Raw genomic sequence first — 19951 nt, 5'->3', positions numbered from 1 at the left:
AGAGCCGTACCGTGAGCGGGTGACCGAGGAGAAGACGGCAGTGAACGGCAGCAGGCGGCTCACCCCGCAGGAGATCGCCGACGTGCTGCGTGAACGCATTCGCGTCGGAGACCTCAGGGCCGGCGACCGCCTGCCCACCCAGGCCGAACTGGCCGAGGAGTTCGGCGTGGAGCGCGGTGCCGTACGCCAGGCCCTGCGGGTCCTCCAGGAGGACGGCCTCCTCACCAACGTCAGCAAGGGCAGCCCGCCGCGCATCGCCGTGCCGCGCAACCCGGAACGGGAGGAGCCCCAGCCGACGATGGTCGCGCTGGCCCCCCGCCTGACGGAGGCCTTCACCGCGCCGGACGTCCGGATCGACGCCGCCTGCCTCACGGCCGAGAGCCTCATGCTCGCCCTGGGCGAGCCACTGCGCCTCATCCACGAAGGCCGCATCCGCCCGCGACGGATCGACGTCCGCGTTCTGCTGCCGTCCCGCGAGATCAGCCTCGCCTTCCCGGTGCCGGTCGACGGGCACGGCGACGACGACTCGGTGCACGAGCGCTGGCTCTCGATGCGCAACGCCCAGGCGCAGGTGCTGCGGCACAACCTCATGGCGCTGCGCTCGACGCACGGCCTGGAGGTGCGGGTGACCTTCCGTGCGCTGCCCTTCACCCCGCCGATCAAGCTCTACCTCCTCGACGGGAGGGAGGCGCTGATCGGGTACTACCTGGTCACGCGCCGCGAGGAGTCGGTCGACGACGGAACGCTGGACATGTACGACACGCTCGGTTTCCAGTCCCTGCTCTTCTCCTTCGCGGCGGGCCGGAGCCCCAGGGAGACTGCCTTCGTGGAGGAGTCGCAGAAATGGTTCGACGCCCTCTGGGAAACCATCACCACGGACCTGACACTCAAGTAGTGCCCTCCGAATCGAACGAGCTCCGAGAACTGGTCGCGCGTGCCCGCGTCGTGCTCTGGGACTTCGACGGGCCGATTTGCCGGCTGTTCGCCGGCCATTCGGCGGAGCGGGTGACCGACGGGCTGGTGGAGTGGCTGGCGGGGCGGGGCCTGCTGGGCCTGCTGACGGAGACCGAGCGGGAGTCGCCGGACCCGCAGGTCGTCCTGCGCGCAGTGGACCGCCGGCGCCTCGGCAGCGATCTGCGGGCGGAGCTGGAGGAGCGGCTCACCCATGAGGAGCTGCGGGCCGCCTCCTCGGCGATGCCGACGGCCTGGGCCGACCCCCTCATACGGACGTGGACGGCGCTGGGAGCGCGGCTCGCGGTCACCACGAACAACTCCGCCCGGGTGGTCTTCACGTACCTGGAGAGCCGCGGTCTGACCGCCTGCTTCGCACCCCACATCTACGGCCGCACCGAGGACTGCCACCTCCTCAAACCGGACCCGCACTGCGTGCACCGCGCCCTGTCCGCGATGCGCGTGGCGCCCTCGGCCGCCCTGATGATCGGTGACGCCCCGTCGGACCTCGTCGCGGCCCGGGAGGCCGGGGTGCCCTTCCTGGGCTACGCGCGCAACGAGCGCAAGGAGGGACTCCTGAGGGAAGCGGGCGTCACGACGGTGGTGAGGTCACTGGAGACGGTGCTGCGGGAGCTGAGGCGGCGCCCCGGGGCCTGATCCTCACCGGGCCCCCCGCCGCCCCGGCGGAACCCACCGAGGGTCCGCGATGACGGGGGTCTCGGGCTTGATGTAGTCCAGCTTCTCCCACAGGTTGCGGTGCCATTCCATGTGGTGTTCCGCGATCGCCTGGGTCGAGCGGGAGGGCGACCGGGCGTCCCAGCCGATGATGCGGGCCTTGCCGTACCGCAGTCCGAAGCCGGCCGTGTCGAGGATGCGGTACGGGGCGTCGTGCCAGCGCACATGGGTGTCCACGATCCCGTACGGGGCGTAGAAGATCTTCTCCTGGTTCAGGATGTAGAACTTGCGCTCCGGTATCTGCGGTGACTCCCGCACCTCGCAGGAGATCGCGATCCTCGGGTTCCGCTCGTGGACCCGGTCGAGGAGGTCCTTGAGGTCGTTCCAGCGGGGCTTGGTGAAGTCCTCCCGCATGCGCTGGCGGTTCTCCGGGGAGTCGGCGAAGTAGAGGGTCCCGGGCGGGTGTCCGCTGCCCTCCGGGGCGGGATCCAGCCGGCCCGGGAGGCTCATCGGCAGGTTGAGGTGGGCGATGATGACGCGCAGCGTCAGTTCCTGTGTGCGCACCTCTTCGTCGGCCATCCGCTCCAGGGGACCCCTGAGCAGGTCGATCAGGGTCTGCATGGTGAACCCGGAGAAGTCGACCCGGACGTGGCGCGCCTCGAACGCCTCGCGGAACGGGTCGCGCAGGTCGTTGAGGTTGGCGAGGACGTAGACGCCCGAGACCTCCCGGGGCTCGGAGTCGCTGATGGCGTCGAAGAGGATGAGGGCGATCAGCGCGGCGAACGATCCGCCCAGGAAGCCCTGGCCCTTGAGCGCGTCGCCGAGCGGATCGATGATCTCGGCGGCGAGGGCGAGCGCCGCCACCAGGGCGAGCAGCCATTTGATGACGCGGGGTTTCCACTCGTTCAGGGACTGCCGGACGCGGTCGAGCCGGGACGTGCTGCCGCCACCCGAAGGGCGAGGAGACACTCACTACCCCCTGTGGTGAGCCTCGGACGGGAAACGGCAGGGGTGTCTGCCGGCCTCCTGGGGAACCATGATGCCGTGGCCAACTCCGGCGCACTAGAAGGTCGGTTCAGAGTGAGCACGGCACAGGGGCGGCGGTCGGGGCATGCGTGGTGACGCACGGCGACGAAGACACCCGGGGCGCTACTCTGCGGTCATGCGGCAACGTCTGCTTCGCAGGGCGCATCGAGCGTTGGTCCGCCCCCTCGCGGAGGTCCGGCGGCGCAGCCCTGCGGGCGAGAGGGTCACGGGCCACCACAACGTCAACGTCATCGCGCCCCTGGGCCAGGTCCTGGCGTTCCTGCTGGGCATGCCGTCGGGGGCGACGCGCGCCAACTTCCGTACCCCACTCGTCGCGGTCGAGGTCGCACCCCGGATCTGGCCCCGGGAGTCGGAGGTACTGAGGGTGGTGGGGGAGCACGTGGACGACGTGCCGGCCTGCCTGGTGGACTACGGGGACTGGGCACTGCACCAGTACCTGCCGGGACACGCGCTGTCGGAGGTGAGCCCCGGTGGCCCGGTCGGTGAGGCGAGGATCGAGGCCCTGGCGCAGTTCTTCGTGTGGCTGGCGGACATACCGCCCGCGGCGCTGCCCCCGCTCCCGGCGGACTGGCCGGCCGACGGCGACACCCACGGCTTCCTGCGCTGGCTCGCCCGGTTCACCGAGGAGCGGGTGCACCAGCCCAACCGGCCGCGGTTCGGCACGCTCTTCGACGCGGTGGGGATTCCGGCCGACGCCATGGCGCGCTTCCTGCGGACCGTGCCAGAGCTGAGCCGTCGGCCGTTCGCCCTGCTCCACACGGACGTCCACCGGGCCAACGTGGTGGTCGCGCGGACGCGTGGCGGGGAGCGTCTGTCGGTCATCGACTGGGAACTCGCCCTGTACGGAGACCCGCTGCACGATCTCGCGACCCACGTGGTCCGCATGGGCTATGACACGGTGGAACGGAAGCTGGCCGTCGAGAGCTGGGCGAACGCCATGGAGCGCGGCGGCCACCCGGACATGATGGCCGGCCTGGACCGGGACCTGCCCGTCTATCTCGGTTTCGAGTACGCGCAGTCGGTCTTTCCCGACATCATGCGGGCGGCGCAGGCGCTGCCCGCCGCCCCGGACGGGAACGACCTGTCCGGCGCGGCCGGACGGATACGCGGAGCACTGCTCAGGGCGCGCGAGCCGCTGCGACTGCCGGATGTCCCCGGCGAGGACGCGGTCGTGGAGGCACTGTGGCAGTGGCACGGGGACCATCGGGGGCGAACCGAGGAGCGGATGGAACGGCATGGATGTTGATCTCGACGACGTCGACGACGTCGAGTACGCGAGGGAGCTCCTGGCGGGCGGCGTGGGCGGGCCGGGCGTCGCCTGCGTCCTGTTCGACTTCGACGGGCCCCTCTGCCGGCTCTTCCCGCTGGGCTCGTCGATGCGGGTGGCCGACGCCCTGCGGCGCTGCGTCGAGTCCCACGGCGCCCTGGACGTCCTCTCCGGACGGGAGCGGACGGACAAGGACCCGCACGTGGTGCTGCACGCCGTGCACCGGGCACGACGGGAACGCGACCTCGGGGACCTCCCGGAACTCCTGGAGGAACTCGTCACCCGGGGCGAGCTGGACGCCGCCCGGATCGCCTGGCCCACGCCGCGGGCGGACGACCTCGTCCGCTGGCTGGCCGGACGAGGAACCCGGCTGGCCGTCGTCACGAACAACGCCCCGCGCGCGGCCGACCACTACCTCCGGGCCCACGGTCTGCGCCAGTACTTCGCGGCCGTCCACGGCCGCACCGCCGACCCCGGCCTGATGAAGCCGCATCCCGACGTCCTGGACCGGGCCCTGCGCGACCTGGACCTGTCGCCGGGCGACGCGGTGATGATCGGCGACACCCCGACGGACGTCGAGGCCGCGGAGCGGGCGGGTGTCCGGTTCATCGGCTACGGCCGCAACGCCGGCAAGCGGGCCCGGTTGCGGGACGCCGGGGCGAAGGTGGTGCTGGGGTCGTACGCGAAGCTGCTCGGGGCGGCGGGGCAGGACGGCGCCGGCGGACGCGGCGGAGACCGGGTGTGATCGGGGTGTGCCCTTCCTGACCCGGCCCGCGACCGTGCACCATGAGCAGGCTCGTTCCAAGGCGCGTGCGCACAGGGGGAATTGGTGGCGGAGACATCACTGAGAAGCAGGGTGGCGGCACGGTGGGCGCAGGCGGAGAGCACGGTGTCCCGGCTCCTGCTGCTGGCCGTCTTCGTCGTGGGTCTGGTCGCCCAGTTCGTCAAGCCCGTCGGTGACGCGCTGGAGGGGAAGGTCTACATCGGCGGGGCGCTGCTGAGCCTGGTGGGCTACGTGCTCTACAGCGAGGTGCAGCGGCTGAACTCGGCGCACGAGGCGCAGCGGGAGGCGACGGGGAACCTGCGGGACACGATCCGGGTGCTGAGCGAGGGGGTCGCGGAACTCAGCGCGGCCCAGCGGCCGCACGCGGGCGCGGAGGTCTCTCCGAGCGCCCTGGCGGACGAGTTCCGGGAGGCCCTGTGGAGCGGGGAGGACGTCCAGCTCGCCGCGCTGGGCTTCACCGGCGAGACCTTCGCCGTACCGCTGAAGCAGCTGCTGGGGAGCCTGCCCCCGAACCCCCGGCGCTCGGTGTCGATCCGGGTCCTGGTGCCCGACTTCACCAAGCCGATCGAGGTGCCCGGCCTGGTGCGGGCGGACGGCGGGGCCGCGGACGCCTCCGGATTCCGGGCGCACCTGGTGCGGAAGATCGCGGGCTACGAGGCGGATCTGAAGGGGATGATCGGCCGCATGCAGCACCACGGCCAGGGCACCCTGTCGGTGGAGTTCCGCGTGCTGCACATGTCGCCCGTGCTCAAGCTGTATCTCGTCAACCGGGACCAGGCGTTCGAGGGGATCTACGACAGGATCGAGCTGCGACCCGACGAGTACGGCCCGGCCGTCCCGGCGCAGGGGGCGGCCGGGGACGGCGCGGACCGGCTGCTCGACCTCATCGGGTACGACTCGCTCCTGACGCGCTGGCACCGGGACGACGGTCCGCGGTCCCGGGAGATCATCAACCGGCGCAGGGAGTTCTTCGACACGTTCTGGGACGTGGCGCACCCGCTGCCGGTGGGCTCCCTCACCGGCGACGGCCCGGGTTCTCGGTCGGCCGGCTGAGACAGGCGGGTCGCCGGCACCGCCTTCCCCACGACCGCGCGCCCCCCGGCAACCGCAGGCGCCCCCGCCTCCCCTCACCGCCCTCCCTTTCCTCACCGCCCTCCCTTTCCTCCCGGCGCCGCATCCCGTCACCGGCGCCGCATCCCCTCACCCGGCCTCGGCTCCCGCTCGCCCCGGCCCCCGCCGCCCCGCGCGCACCCCGGGCCCGGGCCGGCCGAAGCGGCTGGGTGACCGGGAGCGGGGCGGCGTCCATGCCTCGCCGACCGCGGCGGCCGGGCCGGGCTGCGTAGGCTCCCCCCATGAGCGACACCGGGCTGCGTGAGCGGAAGAAGCGGCGGATGTACCAGGTCGTGTCGGACGTCGCCGTCCGCCTCTTCGTGGAGCGGGGGTTCGACGCGGTGTCCGTCGCCGAGGTCGCCGCCGCGGCGGAGATCTCCAAACCGACCCTCTTCCGGTACTTCCCGGCCAAGGAGGACCTCGTCCTGCACCGGATCGCCGACCACGAGCGGGAGGCGGCGGAGGTGGTCGCCGGGGCGCGGGCGGACGGGGTCGCGCCGCTGGCCGCCCTGCGCCGGCACTTCCTCGACGGCCTGGCCGCCGCCGACCCCGTCACCGGCCTCAACGACCATCCGGACGTCCGCGCCTTCCACGCCCTGCTCTACGGCACCCCGTCGCTGGTCGCCCGTCTCCACGCCCACCTGGAACGGTCCGAGGCCGCCCTGGCCGACGCCCTCGGCGGCGACCTCGACGCGCGGCTCGCGGCCGGCCAGATCGTCGCCGTACGGCGGATCCTCGCCCAGGAGAACTGGCGGCGGATCGCGGCGGGGGAGCGGGTGGAGGACGTACGGCCGGACGCGGTGGCGGCGGCGGAGCGGGCGTTCGGGGCGCTGGAAGCGGGGCTGGCGCACCTGGCGTAGCCCGGAGGGCCGGTAATGAATCACGGTAAGAAATTTAACTCGGTTACGGAATATGGGTACGCTCGTCCGTATGACGTCACCCGACCCCGCCCCGAAGGACGACCCGCAGACTCCCCGCCCGGCGCCCGCCCTCCACGCCGCCCTCCTCCGTGAACGCGCCCACCACGACGCCTGCCGCGCCGCGCTCGCCGCGATGCTGGCGGGCGCCGACCTCCAGGTCGTCACCGGCGAGGACGTCTCCGCCTCCGGTGCCGACGCCGAGGTCCTCGGCCACCGGCTGCGCAGCCGGGCCAAGTCCCTGCGCGAACTCCCCGAAGGCCCCCTCTTCTTCGGCCGCCTGGACTACGCGGAGGGCGCCGGCGGCGAGCACGACGGCCTCGGCTACCACATCGGCCGCGTCCGCATCGGCGAGCACCCCGCCGCCCCGCCCCTCGTCGTCGACTGGCGCGCCCCCGTCGCCCGCGCCTTCTACCAGGCCAGTGCCCGCGACCCGCAGGGCGTCGCCGTCCGCCGCCGTTTCGGCTGGGCGCCGGGCAGCCGGGGCGACTCCGCCGACCTGACCGCCCTGGAGGACGAGCACCTCGGGCGGGGGGAGCACGGAGAGCCCTGTGAGCCAGGCGAGCCCGGTGGGCCCGGGGAGTCCCTAAGGCTCGCGGAGCCCGCGGTTCCCCGGACGAGCGCCATCGTCGCCCGTGAGATCGAACGCCCCCGGGTCGGGCCGATGCGTGACATCGCGGCGACGATCCAGCCCGAGCAGGACGACCTCGTACGGGCCGAGCCGACCGAGTCCGTGTGCGTGCAGGGCGCTCCCGGCACCGGCAAGACCGCCGTCGGCCTGCACCGCGCCGCGTACCTCCTCTACACCCACCCCCAGCGCTTCCGCCGCGGCGGCCTGCTGATCCTCGGCCCCCACCGCACCTTCCTCTCCTACATCGCCGAGGTCCTGCCCTCCCTCGGCGAGACGGGCGTGCGGCAGTCCACCCTCTCCGACGAGATCGCCCGCCACCCGGTGACCGCGACCGACCCCGCGCCCACCGCCGCCGTCAAGCACGACCCGCGCATGGCCGAGGTGCTGCGCCGGGCGCTGTACGGCAGGGTGACCGCCGACGGGGCGGACGACCTCACCGTGCCGGACGGTTCGTACCGCCGGCGGGTCACGGGTGACGAACTGACGCGGATCGTGACCGACGTCCTCGCCGAGGAACCGCCGTACGAGGTCGGGCGCGAGCGGGTGCGGAGCCGGATCGTGCGCCGGATCCAGGAGCAGGCCGAACGGCGCAGCGGGCCGCGCCCGGCCTCCTGGCGGCGCGCGATGGAGCGGGCGCGGCCGGTGAGCGCGTGCGTGGACGAGCTGTGGCCGAAGGTGCGACCGGAGGAGCTGGTCCACCGACTCCTCGCCTCCTCCGATGAGTTGACGCGGTGGTCGACCGGCCTCCTGCACCCCGGCGAACGGGACGCCCTCCTCTGGCCGCGCCCGCCCCGCTCCGTCAGGTCCGCCCGCTGGTCGTCCGCCGACCTCGTCCTCCTCGACGAGGTGGCCGGGCTCCTCGACCACCCGCGGGGCTACGGCCACATCGTGGTCGACGAGGCGCAGGACCTCTCCCCGATGGAGTGCCGGGCCATCGCGCGCCGGGTGCCCTTCGGTTCCCTCACGGTCCTCGGCGACCTCGCCCAGGGCACCACCCCCTGGGCCGCGCGCTCCTGGCGGGACCTGCTGACCCACCTCGGCAAACCCGACGCGAAGGTGGTCCCGCTGACCACCGGCTTCCGCGTCCCCGGCGCGGTCCTGGCCCTCGCCAACCGCCTCCTCGCCCGCCTCGACGACGATGTACCGCCCGCCCGTTCCCTCCGCCGCGACGGCGAACTCCGCATCCGGCGGGCGGAGGGCGACGTACCGAAGGCGGTGGTGGCCGCCGTCCGCGACGCCCTCACCCACGAGGGCTCGATCGGCGTCATCACCGCCGACGCCGACGCGCCCCGCGTCCGCCGGTGCCTCACCGAGGCCGGCATTCCCACCGCGACCGGCCCCGAGGACCCCACCTCCCGGGTGACGGTGGTCCCCGCGACCGCCGTCAAGGGCCTCGAGTACGACCACGTCGTCGCCGTCGAACCGACGGCGATCGCGGAGGCCGAGGAGCGGGGACTGAACCGGCTGTACGTGGTGCTGACGCGGGCCGTGTCGCGGCTGGAGGTGGTGGAGGGGAGAGGGGTGCCCTGGTAGGGCCGTGGGGGGCGTGGGCAGAGGGCGCTGGGGCGGGGGCCTTCGTGGGGGTGGCCGCGCTCGGGTGGGTCGGGTGATGCTGGACGGTGATGCTGCTCTTCCTCGACGTCGACGGGCCGCTGATCCCGTTCGGCGGGCCGGGGCCGTACCCGGTCCACGGCGCCCGCACAGGACTCGATCCGCACCCGCACCCGCTCCTGCCCCGCCTCGACCCGTCCCTCGGCCCTCGTCTGCTGGCTCTGGGGTGCGAGCTGGTGTGGGCCACGACCTGGCTGGACGACGCGAACGCCGTCGTGGCGCCGTGGCTCGGCCTGCCCCCGCTGCCCGTGGTGGACTGGCCGGACACCCCGGCACTCGGTGGCCTGCACTGGAAGACGCGGCCCTTGGTCGCCTGGGCGGCCGGCCGGCCCTTCGTCTGGCTCGACGACGAGATCACGCCCACCGACGCGGCCTGGGTCGCCGCCCACCATCCGGCCCCCGCCCTCCTGCATCGCGTGGACCACAGGTACGGCCTCACGGACGCGGACCTCGCGGCGTTGGACGGCTGGCTCGGACAGCCGCGCCCTCCTGCCACGCCGGTTCCTCGGAGCGGTGCACGATGAGGGCCGCCCGTCCACGGCATGATCCGAGCGCCCGGTCTTCCGGCACCGTGTCGTCCGGTTCGTGTCACGGGTGAGCCGGGGAATCTGTGGGGATACGTCCCGTCCGTGACACGACGCACTTTTGCAAGCGGGTGCTTGCAAAAGTTAGCGGATGTGGGGCACGCTGGAGGCATGGCATCGCTCAACGTCGGCAATCTCGGTGAGTACCTGCGCGAGCAGCGGCGAAACGCTCAGCTCTCGCTGCGGCAGCTCGCCGATGCCGCCGGGGTGTCCAACCCGTACCTGAGCCAGATCGAGCGCGGGCTGCGCAAGCCCAGCGCGGAGGTGTTGCAGCAGGTCGCCAAGGCGCTGCGGATCTCCGCCGAGACGCTGTACGTCCGCGCCGGCATCCTCGATGCCGAGCGGGACCGGGACGAGGTCGAGACGCGCGCCGTCATCCTCGCCGATCCCACGCTGACCGAGCAGCAGAAGCAGGCGCTGCTACAGATCTACGAGTCCTTCCGCAAGGAGAACGGATTCACGCTCGGCGACGGTGCGGTGGACGCCCAGGACGACGCCGCCGCCGTACCCGCCACCCGCACGACCGGCGGCACCGACGCCGGTCCGCAGCAGACGGCCGGTTGACCGGACCAGGGGACCGGCCGCCCGACTGCGGACCCGCGGCAACCGACATCCACGAACGCGACGCACGCCAACAACGCGAATACCGGAGGACCATCACCATGGCCATCACCGACGACCTGCGCAAGACCTTCACCGACCCGACCCCCCTCTACTTCGCCGCCGGCACCGCCGACCTGGCCCTCAAGCAGGCGAAGAAGGTGCCGGGTCTGGTCGAGCAGCTGCGCACCGAGGCCCCGGCCCGGTTCGAGGCCGTCCGCAACACCGACCCCAAGTCCGTTCAGGAGAAGGCCGCCACCCGCGCCAAGGAGGCCGGCGTCAAGGCCAAGGAGGCGCAGGAGAACCTCCAGGCCAAGGTCGGCGAGTTCCTCGGCGCCATCGACGGTGACCTGAAGAAGCTGGGCACCACGATCGACGCCGACCTGAAGAAGCTCGGCGAGACCGCCCAGGACCTCGCGCTGCGCAGTGTCGGCGTCGCCGCCGAGTACGCCGTGAAGGCCCGCGAGACCTACGAGAAGGTCGCCGAGCACGGCGAGCAGGCCGTGAAGACCTGGCGCGGCGAGGCCGCCGAGGAGATCGAGGAACTGGCGATCGTCGTCGAGGGCAAGGACGAGCCGAAGACCGAGCCGGTCCGGGTCAAGGAGGAGCCGAAGCCCGCCGAGGCCAAGGCCGCCGAGCCCGCCCAGGCGAAGAAGGCCCCCGCCAAGAAGGCCCCGGCCCCGGCCCCGGCCCGCAGGACCACCACCGTGAAGAAGACGACTCCGCCGGCCAAGTGAGACCGGCGGGGGGACAGATCCACAGACGGGTCCGGATACGGGTCCGCAGGCGGGTTCACATCGGGTCCGCAGGCCGATCCCGCTATGGATACCTGTACGGATACGGCGATGGGCCGGGCACTCGGGCAGTGCCCGGCCCGTTGTACGGGTAACGGGAGCGCGGTTGCGGGTACGGTGACCGCGTAAAGGACGAGCCGAGTCGTGCCGAGTCGGGTGGTGGACGTTGTGCTGATGCAGGGGTTCGCGGGGTTCATGTCGTTGCTGAGCCTGGCGCTGATCGTGTTCAGCGCGTTCGCTCTGTTCGACGCGGCCATCCGCCGCGAGGACGGTTACCGGGCGGCGGACAAGCAGACCAAGCCCTTCTGGATGATCATCCTCGGGATCGCCTTCGTGGTGAACCTGATCTTTCCGATCCTGTCGTTCCTGCCGATCATCGGCCTGATCGCGACCATCGTGTACATGGTCGACGTCCGGCCCGCCCTGCGTTCCCTGCCGGGCGGCGGCCGCAGCAGCCGGGGCGGCTCCAGCAGCGACGGGCCGTACGGGCCGTACAACGGCGGCCGGTAGGCACCCCGCTCCGCCCCCGCGCCGGTACCAGGCTGCGCCGCTCCGGTACCGGGCTGCGTCGCGCCGGTCCCCCTGCCTCGCGTGGGCGCGCGACCGGGCACGGGCATTCCGCCGTCCCGCGGTCGGCCCACCGCGACATGCCGAACGGCGGGCATCCGCGACGGCGCCCCCAGCGGAGCGTTACGCCACCCGGTCCAGCAGGACCACGGCCACGTCGTCCGTCAGCTCGCCGCCGTTCAGCTCGCGGACCTCGTTGACGGCCGCCCGCAGCAGGTCCTCGCCGCGCAGGCCCGACGCGAGCTGGCGGCGGATCATCTCCACCATGCCGTCCTGGCCCAGCCGCTCCCGGCCCTCGCCGACGTGTCCCTCGATGAGACCGTCGGTGTACAGCATCAGACTCCACTCGGCGCCCAGCTCGACCTGCATCCGCGGCCAGCGGGCGCCCGGCAGCAGGCCGAGGGCGGGGCCGTTGTTGTCGTACGGCAACAGCCGGGCCGGCCGGTCCGGGCGGGCGATCAGTGGCGACGGATGGCCCGCCAGGCACAGGCCCGCGCGGCGGCCGTCGGGCGCGATGTCCACCGTGCACAGCGTCGCGAAGATCTCGTCGTTGTCGCGCTCGTGCTCCAGCACCTGCTGAAGGGTGTTCAGCAGTTCGTCGCCGCACAGGCCGGCCAGCGTCAGCGCCCGCCAGGCGATCCGCAGTTCCACACCGAGTGCGGCTTCGTCCGGGCCGTGGCCGCAGACGTCGCCGATCATGGCGTGGACGGTGCCGTCCGGGGTGCGGACGGTGTCGTAGAAGTCACCGCCGAGCAGCGCGCGCGAGCGGCCGGGGCGGTAGCGGGCGGCGAAGCGCAGCGGGGAGCCCTCCAGGAGGGGCGTGGGCAGCAGACCGCGCTCCAGGCGGGCGTTCTCCTGGGCGCGCAGCTTGCCCTCGGCGAGCCGCCGCTCGGCCGTGTCCGACCGTTTGCGCTCCACGGCGTACCGGATGGCACGGCTCAGCAGCCGGCCGTCCAGCTCGTCGCGGAACAGGTAGTCCTGGGCGCCCACGCGCACCGCCTCGGCACCGCGCTCGGCGTCGCCGGACGTGGTCAGCGCGAGCACGGCGTGCCGGGGCGCGAGCCGCAGCACATGCCGGAGCACGGCGAGCTCGTCGTCGTCGTCGACGCGGCCCGGGGCGGGCAGTGCGAGGTCCAGCAGGATGCAGTGGACGTCGTCGGTGAGCAGCCGCTCGGCCTCGGTGAGGTTGCGGGCGGTGCGCACACGGATCGGCTTGCCGGCCGAGTCCAGCAGGTCGGGCACGATCGGGGCGGCCGTGGGGTCGTCCTCGATCAGCAGCAGTGTGAGATTGGTGTGGGTGGCGGCGCTCACGCCGTGGGGGACGCCGTCGCCGGGTATGGCGTTGTCCCCGACCGTCGTGTTGTTCGCTGCGTTGCGAATGTCGTTCCGGTCGTCCGTGCGCGGGGCTTCTTCCTTGGAGGGGCCGCCGACTGCGGGCGCGGCCTGCGCCTGACCACACTCCACGGCCGGGATCGCTCTCTGCCGCGGTACGGGTGCGGGCATTGTTGTGGGTTCCTTCCCTCCCCCCGAGGGCATGGCGGGGACGAGGGACCTCGACCCACCGACGGGGACCATAGCGGCAGAAGGCGCCGCAGCGGAATGGTGTGGAGCACGCCGCTTGATCTCAGGCCACTGTCATATGCCGCAATATCCGCCGCAGTTGGGCAGGGCGGGAGAGGTACCGGAATGACGAACGTCACGTCAGTACCGGGTTTGGCGGCCGACGGGCGTGCCGTGGGTCACGTGGCCGTGGTCACGGGGGCGGGCCGCGGCTGTGTCCGGCCTCACGCGCCGCGTCCGTCTTACGTATCCGGCCTCACGCGCGTCCGTTCTCACGCGCCGCGTCCCACGCTTCGGCCGCCTGCACGTCCGGCCTCATGCGCCGGGTCTTGTGTGTCCGGCCTCATGCGTGCGCCCGTACGTGTCCGGCCTCATGCGTGCGCCCGTACGCGTACGGGCTTACGCGTCCGGCCGGACCACCCCGAGGATCGGCATCGAACCGGCCCCCGCGACGGTGATCGTGCGGCCCGGGCGCGGGGCGTGGACCATCGCGCCGTCGCCCACGTACAGCGCGACGTGGCTGGCGTCGTCGAAGTAGATGATCAGGTCGCCGGGGCGCATGTCGCTGACGGGGACGCGCTTCAGCTGCCGCCACTGCTCCTGCGAGGTACGCGGGATGGCGCGGCCGGCGTCCGCCCAGGCCTGGGAGGTGAGGCCGGAGCAGTCGTAGGAGGACGGGCCCTCGGCGCCCCACTCGTACGGCTTGCCGATCTGCGCGGTGGCGTACTGGACGGCCCGCTGCCCCTGCGCGGTCCCCTGGCCCTTGATCTCGTCGAGTATGCCGGTGTCCAGCCAGGCGGTCTGCGCCTGCTGAGCGGCCTGTTCCTGGAGCTGGGCGAGGCGCTCCTTCTCCTCCTTCTCCAGCTGGGACTCGAGCTTCTCGGCCGCCGCGATCTGCTTCTCGATCTTCTTCTGGGCCTCCGCCTTGGCCTTGCGGTTGGCCTCCAGCTTCTGCCACTGCGCGGAGGCGTCCTTGGCGTACTGCTCCAAGTCCTGCTGGGTGCGGGTCATTTCGCCGATGAGGCCCTTGGTCGCCCGCTGGCCCTGGATCACCCGGCCCGCCCCGTCGAGGAACTCGCCCGGAGTGTCGCTGAGCAGCAGGTGGGCCTCGTCCGGCAGACCGCCGCCGCGGTACTGGGAGCGGGCCGCGGCGCCGGCGCGGTCCTTCAACTCCGCCAGCTTCTCGCGCCCCTCGACGATCTTCTTCGCCAGTTCGACGAGCTCCGTGGACTGCTTCTTGGCCTGCTCCTCCGCCGCGTTGTAGGCGTCGGTGGCGACCGCGGCGTCGTGGTAGAGCGTGTCGAGCTTCTCCCGGATCGCCTCGAGGTCCTTGCCGGGGGCGGGGGCGGGAGCGGCCGGCGGCAGAGCCAGGTTGGGGTTCGTCGTCGGGAGCGGCGTGGGGCTCGGGGCCGCGAACGCCGTACCCGGCACCGCCAGGACGGTGACCGCGCAGACCACGGTCACGGCCGCCGCGATCAGGCCGCGCTTGCCCGTACCCATATGTCCCCCAAACAACCAAAAGCAGATCAAAAGTGATTAACCGTCAGTAACATACGGTCGCCTGGGGATCGTGCCACGACACGACGGAAAACGACAGAGGTTGCCTTGCCCCTGTTCTCTCCCCGAGATGACGATCTCGTCGTCTTTGTGACGAACGCCTCGTCGAGATCGTTCCCGGCGGGGGGATCTCACCCCTGTGGAGCCAAGGCTCCCCAGCCCACCGTCACTTCCCCCTGCCGCCACCGTCCCGGCCCGTCCGTGACCGGCCAGTCCGCCGTCAGGTCCCGTACCGCCCGGATCCACCGCTGGCGGGCGCCGTAGGCCGCGTACGGCGCTGCCGCGGCCCAGGCGCGGTCGAAGTCGCGGAGGAAGGCGTGCACGGGCTCGCCGGGCACGTTGCGGTGGATCAGTGCCTTCGGGAGTCGTTCCGCCAGGTCCGAGGGCCGGTCCAGGGATCCCAGCCGGGTCGCGAAGGTGACCGTGCGCGGGCCCTCCGGACCGAGCGCGACCCACACGTGCCGTCGCCCGATCTCGTCGCAGGTCCCCTCGACCAGCAGCCCCCCGCCGGACACCCCCGTCGCCGGGGCGAGCCGTGCGCGCAGCCGCTCCCAGACCGCGCCGACCTCGTCCTCGTCGTACTGCCGCAGCACGTTGGCGGCGCGGATGAGGTGCGGCCGCCCGGGGAGCGGGACCTCGAAGCCGCCGTGCCGGAAGACGAGGCCCTCACGCTCGTACGGCTTCGCCGCCGTGACCCGGGCCGGTTCGATCTCGACGCCCACCACGCGCGCGTGCGGCGCGACGGAGCGCAGGCGGGTCAGCAGCTCCACGGCCGTCCAGGGGGCGGCGCCGTAGCCGAGGTCGACGGCCACGGGGGCGCCGGCGCGGCGCAGCTCGGCGCCGTGGACCGCGGCGATCCAGCGGTCCATGCGGCGCAGCCGGTTGGGGTTGGTCGTCCCGCGCGTAACCGTGCCCACGGGGCGGGTCGCGCGGGATGTCATGCCTATGAGGGTATGCGGTGGGCGGGGAAGCCCTCCCCGGCCCGCAGCGGCATGCCTCGGACCCGTGACCCCGCAATCTCCGGCTCGTGGTCCGTGGCCCCGCAGCCTCTGGCCCGCAGCCTCTGGCTCCGTGGCCCTGGCCCGTGGCGCCTGGCAGCCCGGCCCCTCGCCCCTCGCCTCCACCGCATGACCGCGACGCACCCCACTCTCGAACGGTTGAGCGACCCCCGGTAATGCCCGGGCAAAAAACCCTCGCCGCCCCCGAGCCGTCGGAATGGGAATGCCTTCCTCCGGTGTTGCACCCCCTGGAGGGCGCCCCACCCCCTCCTTCCGGCATGCCCGCAGCAAGGAGGAACGCCACGTGAGCCACTACGTCAGCAGGCTCGGGCGTCGCTCTACGGCGGCACCCCCGCGGCTCAGGCTCCACCGTCGCCCCCGTCGCGTCGCCATGCTCTCCGTGCACACCTCACCCCTGCACCAGCCCGGCACCGGTGACGCCGGCGGCATGAACGTCTACATCGTGGAGCTCGCGCGGCGCCTCGCCGCGATCAACATCGAGGTCGAGATCTTCACGCGCGCGACGACCGGCGGCCTCCCGCCGACCGTCGACCTGGCCCCGGGCGTCCTCGTCCGGCACGTCGACGCGGGCCCGTACGAGGGCCTCGCCAAGGAGGACCTCCCCGCCCAGCTGTGCGCCTTCACACACGGCGTGATGCAGGCGTGGGCCGGCCACCGCCCCGGCTACTACGACCTCGTACACTCGCACTACTGGCTCTCCGGCCACGTCGGCTGGCTGGCCGCCCAGCGCTGGGGCGCGCCCCTGGTGCACGCCATGCACACCATGGCCAAGGTCAAGAACGCCAACCTGGCCGACGGCGACACCCCCGAGCCCGCCGCCCGCGTCATCGGCGAGACCCAGATCGTCGCCGCCGCCGACCGCCTGATAGCCAACACCGCGGAGGAGGCCGACGAACTCGTCCGGCACTACTCCGCCGACCGCGGCAAGGTCGCCGTGGTCCACCCCGGCGTCAACCTCGACCGCTTCAGCCCCGCCGACGGCCGCGCCGCCGCCCGCGCCCGCCTCGGCCTCCCGCAGGACGCACTGATCCCCCTCTTCGCGGGCCGCATCCAGCCCCTCAAGGCCCCCGACGTCCTCCTGCGCGCCGTGGCCGTCCTCCTCGACGAGCGCCCCGAACTGCGCTCCCGGCTCGTCGTCCCCGTCGTCGGCGGCCCCAGCGGCAGCGGCCTCGCCAAGCCGGAGGGCCTGCAGAAGCTCGCCGCGCGCCTCGGCATCTGCGACGTCGTACGCTTCCGGCCGCCCGTCGGACAGGACCAGCTCGCGGACTGGTTCCGCGCCGCATCCGTCCTGGTCGTCCCCTCCTACAGCGAGTCCTTCGGCCTGGTCGCCATAGAGGCCCAGGCGGCCGGTACGCCGGTGCTCGCCGCCGCGGTCGGCGGGCTGCCGGTGGCCGTCCGCGACCACGAGACGGGCTTCCTGGTGCAGGGCCACGAACCCGCCCGCTACGCGCGCGTGCTCGCGGACTTCGCCGACACCCCGGACCTCTCCGCCCGGATGGGCGCGGCCGCCGCCCGGCACGCCCAGTCCTTCGGCTGGGACACCGCGGCAGCCGCCACCGCCGACGTCTACACGGCCGCGACGCAGGCCCACCGCCGTCGCGTACGCTCCCAGCATGGGTGAGCAGCAGCGCGCGACGCAGGTCATCGAAGGCGTCCTGAAGGACGCCGAACTGGAGTGGGAGAGCCCCGAGCCCGGCACCTACGTGGTCCAGCTCCCCGGCACCCGCAAGCTGAAGACGACGGTCTCCCTGATCGTCGGCCGCCACTCCCTCTCGCTGAACGCCTTCGTCATCCGCCACCCCGACGAGAACGAGTCCGGCGTCCACCGCTGGCTCCTCGAGCGCAACCTCAAGCTGTACGGCGTGAGTTACGCCGTCGACCCTCTCGGCGACGTCTACGTCACCGCCCGCCTCCCCCTCGCCGGGGTCACCCCCGACGAGACCGACCGCCTCCTCGGCCAGGTCCTGGAGGCCGCCGACGGCGCCTTCAACACGCTCCTGGAGCTCGGTTTCGCCTCCGCGATCCGCAAGGAGTACGCCTGGCGCGTCTCCCGCGGCGAGTCCACCCGCAACCTGGACGCCTTCGGCCACCTCACCCGCCGTCCCGCCGACTGAACGCCGCTGACCTGCTGTTAGCCTGCCGCGACTCGTCCCTTCAGCTCTGAAGAGGTCGCGCATGCGCGCAGGCAGAACCACCGCCGCGGCCGGACTCGCGGGAGCGCTCGCCCTGACGGCGTTCGCCGCACCGGCCGCGGAGGCGGCGGACACCGGCATCACGGTGTCCAACGTGGACGTCAACGGCGGCAAGCCCATCGTCGTCGGCACCACCCAGGTGGTGCGGCCCGGCGTCAGCTTCCGCGTGACGTGGCCGGCGGGCCACTCGCTCGCCACGATCGACGCGAACCCGTTCCTCTACCACGACACCACCCCCGCCCAGGGCTTCACCAGCGGCGGCATCTGGCACGGCATCATCACCTGCGACGAGGACAACTCCCGGGCCGCGAACTGCGCCGGCGACTTCTACATCGCCCCGCCCTACCGCCTGGACTCCAACAACGACGCCACGACCTGGAAGGTCGCCTTCAACGCGATGGTCTGGACGCCGGACGACCGGCTCAAGAGCCGGGAGTACCTGACCGGCCTCGGCAGCACGCAGCTCAAGCGCGCCGCGAAGGCCACCGTCAACGCCTCCCCCGAACCGGTCGTCAAGGGCAGGACGCTCACCGTCACCGGCAGGCTCACGCGCGCCGACCGGGCGAGGCACACCTACGTCGGCTACGGCGGCAAGGCGGCGAGGCTGCAGTTCCGCAAGGCCGGTACGAGCACCTACTCGACCGTCAGGATCGTCAACGCCGACTCGACGGGCGCCCTGAGGACCACGGTCACCGCGAACGCCGACGGCTACTGGCGCTGGACCTTCGGCGAGACCGCCACGACCGGCGGCGCGTCGGCGGCCGGCGACTACGTCGACGTCAGGTAGCGCGCGGTCGAGTAGCGCCCCGGGGTCACCCCGACCAACCTCCGGAAGTGCCGGGTGAGATGGGCCTGGTCGTAGAAGCCCGCGGCCACCGCGACCTCGCCCACCGGACGCCCGTCGAGCAGCAGCCGACGGGCCCGGTCGACCCGGCGGGCGGTCAGGTACTGGTGCGGCGCGATGCCGTACGCCCCGCTGAACGCCCGTACCAGGTGCGCCGGATGGGCCTGGAGCAGCGCGGCGGCCGTCTCCAGGGTGACGCCCTCGACCACGCTCCCGTCGAGGAGTTCCCGCAGCCGGCGCGCGAGGACGGGGTCGCGGCGGGCCGCCGGTACCGGATCCGTGGACCGCAGATGGCTCCGCAGCCGCTCGCCGATCAGGGTCAGCCGGCTGTCGGCCTCCCACTCGTCGCCGGGCCGGGCGAGCGCCGCGTGCAACTGCCCGACCCGCCGCCGCAACAGGGGATCACGCAGGTCGGGCCCGTCCACGGCGGGCCCGATCAGCTCCTCCCCGAGTACGCTCGCGTCCAGGTACAGCACCCGCTTGCGGAAGCCGTCCGGGGTGACGGGGGAGCCGTTGTGCGGCACGTGCGGCGGCAGCAGCGACACCGTGTCGTGCGGCGTCCCGTGCTCGTGCCGGTCCAGGTCGTACCGTACGGCCCCGTCGTCGACGATGAGCAGCGTCCAGGCCTCGTGGACGTGCATCGGGTAGGCGTACCCGGTGAAGTGCGCGTGGAAGACCTCCACGACGCCCTTGACGCGGGGGCGCCAGGCGGAGACGTCGGCGGTGGGCGGCGCGGCCCGGTCCTGAGCGGCGGCCATGCAAAGAACGTACAAGACGCCGCCGCACGCCGGACGGCAGTCTCGCACCATGAACGACGACGCACCCATCCGCTTCGACACGAAGATCGCCGTCCTGCTGCGCGAGGACCTGGAGACCTGGCAGCGCCTGAACGTCACCGCGTTCCTGGTCAGCGGTCTGGGCTCGCAGGTCCCCGAGGTGATCGGGGAGCCGTACGAGGACGCGGACGGCGTCCCCTACCTGCCGATGTTCCGCCAGCCGGTGCTGGTCTTCGAGGGCACGAAGGAGACGATCACGGCGGCCCACGCGCGCGTGCTGTCCCGTGCCCTCCCGCGCGCGCTGTTCACCGGCGACCTCTTCGCCACCGGCAACGACCGCGACAACCGCGCGGCGGTGCGGGCCGTGGGATCCGGCGAACTCGACCTGGTGGGGCTGGCGGTGTACGGCCCGCGGAACGCGGTGGACAAGGTGCTGAAGGGCGCGCGGATGCACCCGTGAGGCCC

20 protein-coding genes are annotated in these 19951 nt (G+C 72.8%); 15 read left to right on the top strand and 5 right to left on the bottom strand.

The window, feature by feature from the left end; all coding sequences use genetic code 11:
- The first annotated feature begins 19 nt into the window (after positions 1-19).
- Together ACF1A1_RS24645 and ACF1A1_RS24640 are read left to right on the top strand one after the other, a co-directional pair.
- Complete coding sequence (locus ACF1A1_RS24645) at positions 20-895, top strand: winged helix-turn-helix domain-containing protein (RefSeq protein ID WP_392002762.1); 876 nt, start codon at positions 20-22, stop codon at positions 893-895.
- Positions 844-1608 (top strand): HAD family hydrolase, encoded by a 765-nt coding sequence (locus tag ACF1A1_RS24640; protein WP_392002760.1) that lies wholly within the window; start codon positions 844-846, stop codon positions 1606-1608. The genes ACF1A1_RS24645 and ACF1A1_RS24640 overlap by 52 nt, the downstream gene beginning before the upstream one ends.
- Before the next feature lie 3 nt (positions 1609-1611).
- Here ACF1A1_RS24640 and ACF1A1_RS24635 read toward each other — a convergent pair whose 3' ends face one another.
- Positions 1612-2595: a hypothetical protein gene (locus tag ACF1A1_RS24635; protein WP_392002758.1), complete on the bottom strand. Its 984-nt coding sequence runs from the start codon at positions 2593-2595 to the stop codon at positions 1612-1614.
- A gap of 193 nt (positions 2596-2788) precedes the next feature.
- Here ACF1A1_RS24635 and ACF1A1_RS24630 point away from each other — a divergent pair, with 193 nt between their 5' ends.
- From ACF1A1_RS24630 to ACF1A1_RS24590, 9 genes are all read left to right on the top strand, one after another.
- Positions 2789-3919 (top strand): phosphotransferase family protein, encoded by a 1131-nt coding sequence (locus ACF1A1_RS24630; RefSeq protein ID WP_392002756.1) that lies wholly within the window; start codon positions 2789-2791, stop codon positions 3917-3919.
- Positions 3909-4685, top strand: a complete 777-nt coding sequence (locus tag ACF1A1_RS24625; RefSeq protein WP_392002755.1) for an HAD family hydrolase — start codon at positions 3909-3911, stop codon at positions 4683-4685. The genes ACF1A1_RS24630 and ACF1A1_RS24625 overlap by 11 nt, the downstream gene beginning before the upstream one ends.
- Positions 4686-4769: 84 nt before the next feature.
- Positions 4770-5777 carry an ATP/GTP-binding protein gene (locus ACF1A1_RS24620; protein WP_392002753.1) on the top strand — a complete coding sequence of 336 codons (1008 nt, stop codon included), beginning with the start codon at positions 4770-4772 and terminating at the stop codon, positions 5775-5777.
- Between the two features lie 299 nt (positions 5778-6076).
- Entirely contained in the window at positions 6077-6694 is a 618-nt protein-coding gene (locus ACF1A1_RS24615; RefSeq protein ID WP_392002751.1) for a TetR family transcriptional regulator, read from the top strand.
- Between the two features lie 70 nt (positions 6695-6764).
- The gene (locus ACF1A1_RS24610; RefSeq protein WP_392002749.1) at positions 6765-8915 is read left to right on the top strand and encodes a HelD family protein; all 2151 of its coding nucleotides are present in this window, start codon (positions 6765-6767) and stop codon (positions 8913-8915) included.
- A gap of 89 nt (positions 8916-9004) precedes the next feature.
- Positions 9005-9517: an HAD domain-containing protein gene (locus tag ACF1A1_RS24605; RefSeq protein ID WP_392002747.1), complete on the top strand. Its 513-nt coding sequence runs from the start codon at positions 9005-9007 to the stop codon at positions 9515-9517.
- 171 nt (positions 9518-9688) lie between these two features.
- Positions 9689-10141 (top strand): helix-turn-helix domain-containing protein, encoded by a 453-nt coding sequence (locus tag ACF1A1_RS24600; protein ID WP_392002746.1) that lies wholly within the window; start codon positions 9689-9691, stop codon positions 10139-10141.
- Between the two features lie 98 nt (positions 10142-10239).
- Complete coding sequence (locus tag ACF1A1_RS24595; RefSeq protein WP_392002744.1) at positions 10240-10914, top strand: hypothetical protein; 675 nt, start codon at positions 10240-10242, stop codon at positions 10912-10914.
- A gap of 231 nt (positions 10915-11145) precedes the next feature.
- On the top strand, positions 11146-11481 hold the full coding sequence (locus tag ACF1A1_RS24590; protein ID WP_392002895.1) for a DUF2516 family protein: 336 nt from the start codon (positions 11146-11148) through the stop codon (positions 11479-11481).
- A 180-nt stretch (positions 11482-11661) separates the two neighbouring features.
- Here the strand turns inward: ACF1A1_RS24590 and ACF1A1_RS24585 are convergent, their stop codons facing one another.
- The 3 genes from ACF1A1_RS24585 to ACF1A1_RS24575 form a co-directional block, all read right to left on the bottom strand.
- Complete coding sequence (locus ACF1A1_RS24585; RefSeq protein ID WP_392002743.1) at positions 11662-13041, bottom strand: PP2C family protein-serine/threonine phosphatase; 1380 nt, start codon at positions 13039-13041, stop codon at positions 11662-11664.
- A 456-nt stretch (positions 13042-13497) separates the two neighbouring features.
- Complete coding sequence (locus ACF1A1_RS24580; protein WP_392002741.1) at positions 13498-14598, bottom strand: NlpC/P60 family protein; 1101 nt, start codon at positions 14596-14598, stop codon at positions 13498-13500.
- A gap of 188 nt (positions 14599-14786) precedes the next feature.
- Entirely contained in the window at positions 14787-15596 is an 810-nt protein-coding gene (locus ACF1A1_RS24575) for a class I SAM-dependent methyltransferase (RefSeq protein WP_392002740.1), read from the bottom strand.
- A gap of 361 nt (positions 15597-15957) precedes the next feature.
- Between ACF1A1_RS24575 and mshA the strand changes: the two genes are divergently transcribed.
- From mshA to ACF1A1_RS24560, 3 genes are all read left to right on the top strand, one after another.
- Complete coding sequence (mshA, locus tag ACF1A1_RS24570; RefSeq protein ID WP_392002739.1) at positions 15958-17295, top strand: D-inositol-3-phosphate glycosyltransferase; 1338 nt, start codon at positions 15958-15960, stop codon at positions 17293-17295.
- Positions 17288-17788: a YbjN domain-containing protein gene (locus ACF1A1_RS24565; protein WP_392002738.1), complete on the top strand. Its 501-nt coding sequence runs from the start codon at positions 17288-17290 to the stop codon at positions 17786-17788. The genes mshA and ACF1A1_RS24565 overlap by 8 nt, the downstream gene beginning before the upstream one ends.
- 61 nt (positions 17789-17849) lie before the next feature.
- Positions 17850-18653 carry a hypothetical protein gene (locus ACF1A1_RS24560; RefSeq protein WP_392002737.1) on the top strand — a complete coding sequence of 268 codons (804 nt, stop codon included), beginning with the start codon at positions 17850-17852 and terminating at the stop codon, positions 18651-18653.
- Here the strand turns inward: ACF1A1_RS24560 and ACF1A1_RS24555 are convergent.
- Complete coding sequence (locus ACF1A1_RS24555) at positions 18635-19468, bottom strand: AraC family transcriptional regulator (RefSeq protein WP_392002735.1); 834 nt, start codon at positions 19466-19468, stop codon at positions 18635-18637. The two genes, ACF1A1_RS24560 and ACF1A1_RS24555, sit on opposite strands and share 19 nt — an antisense overlap.
- A gap of 49 nt (positions 19469-19517) precedes the next feature.
- On the opposite strand from ACF1A1_RS24555, the gene ACF1A1_RS24550 reads away from it, so the two are divergent.
- Entirely contained in the window at positions 19518-19946 is a 429-nt protein-coding gene (locus ACF1A1_RS24550; RefSeq protein ID WP_392002734.1) for a DUF2000 family protein, read from the top strand.
- Positions 19947-19951: the final 5 nt, after the last annotated feature.

It is taken from the genome of Streptomyces sp. NPDC014995, assembly GCF_043080745.1.
GTDB lineage: Bacteria > Actinomycetota > Actinomycetes > Streptomycetales > Streptomycetaceae > Streptomyces.
The sequence above is the reverse complement of the archived record's forward strand: the minus strand, read 5'-3'. Positions and strand labels throughout refer to the sequence as shown.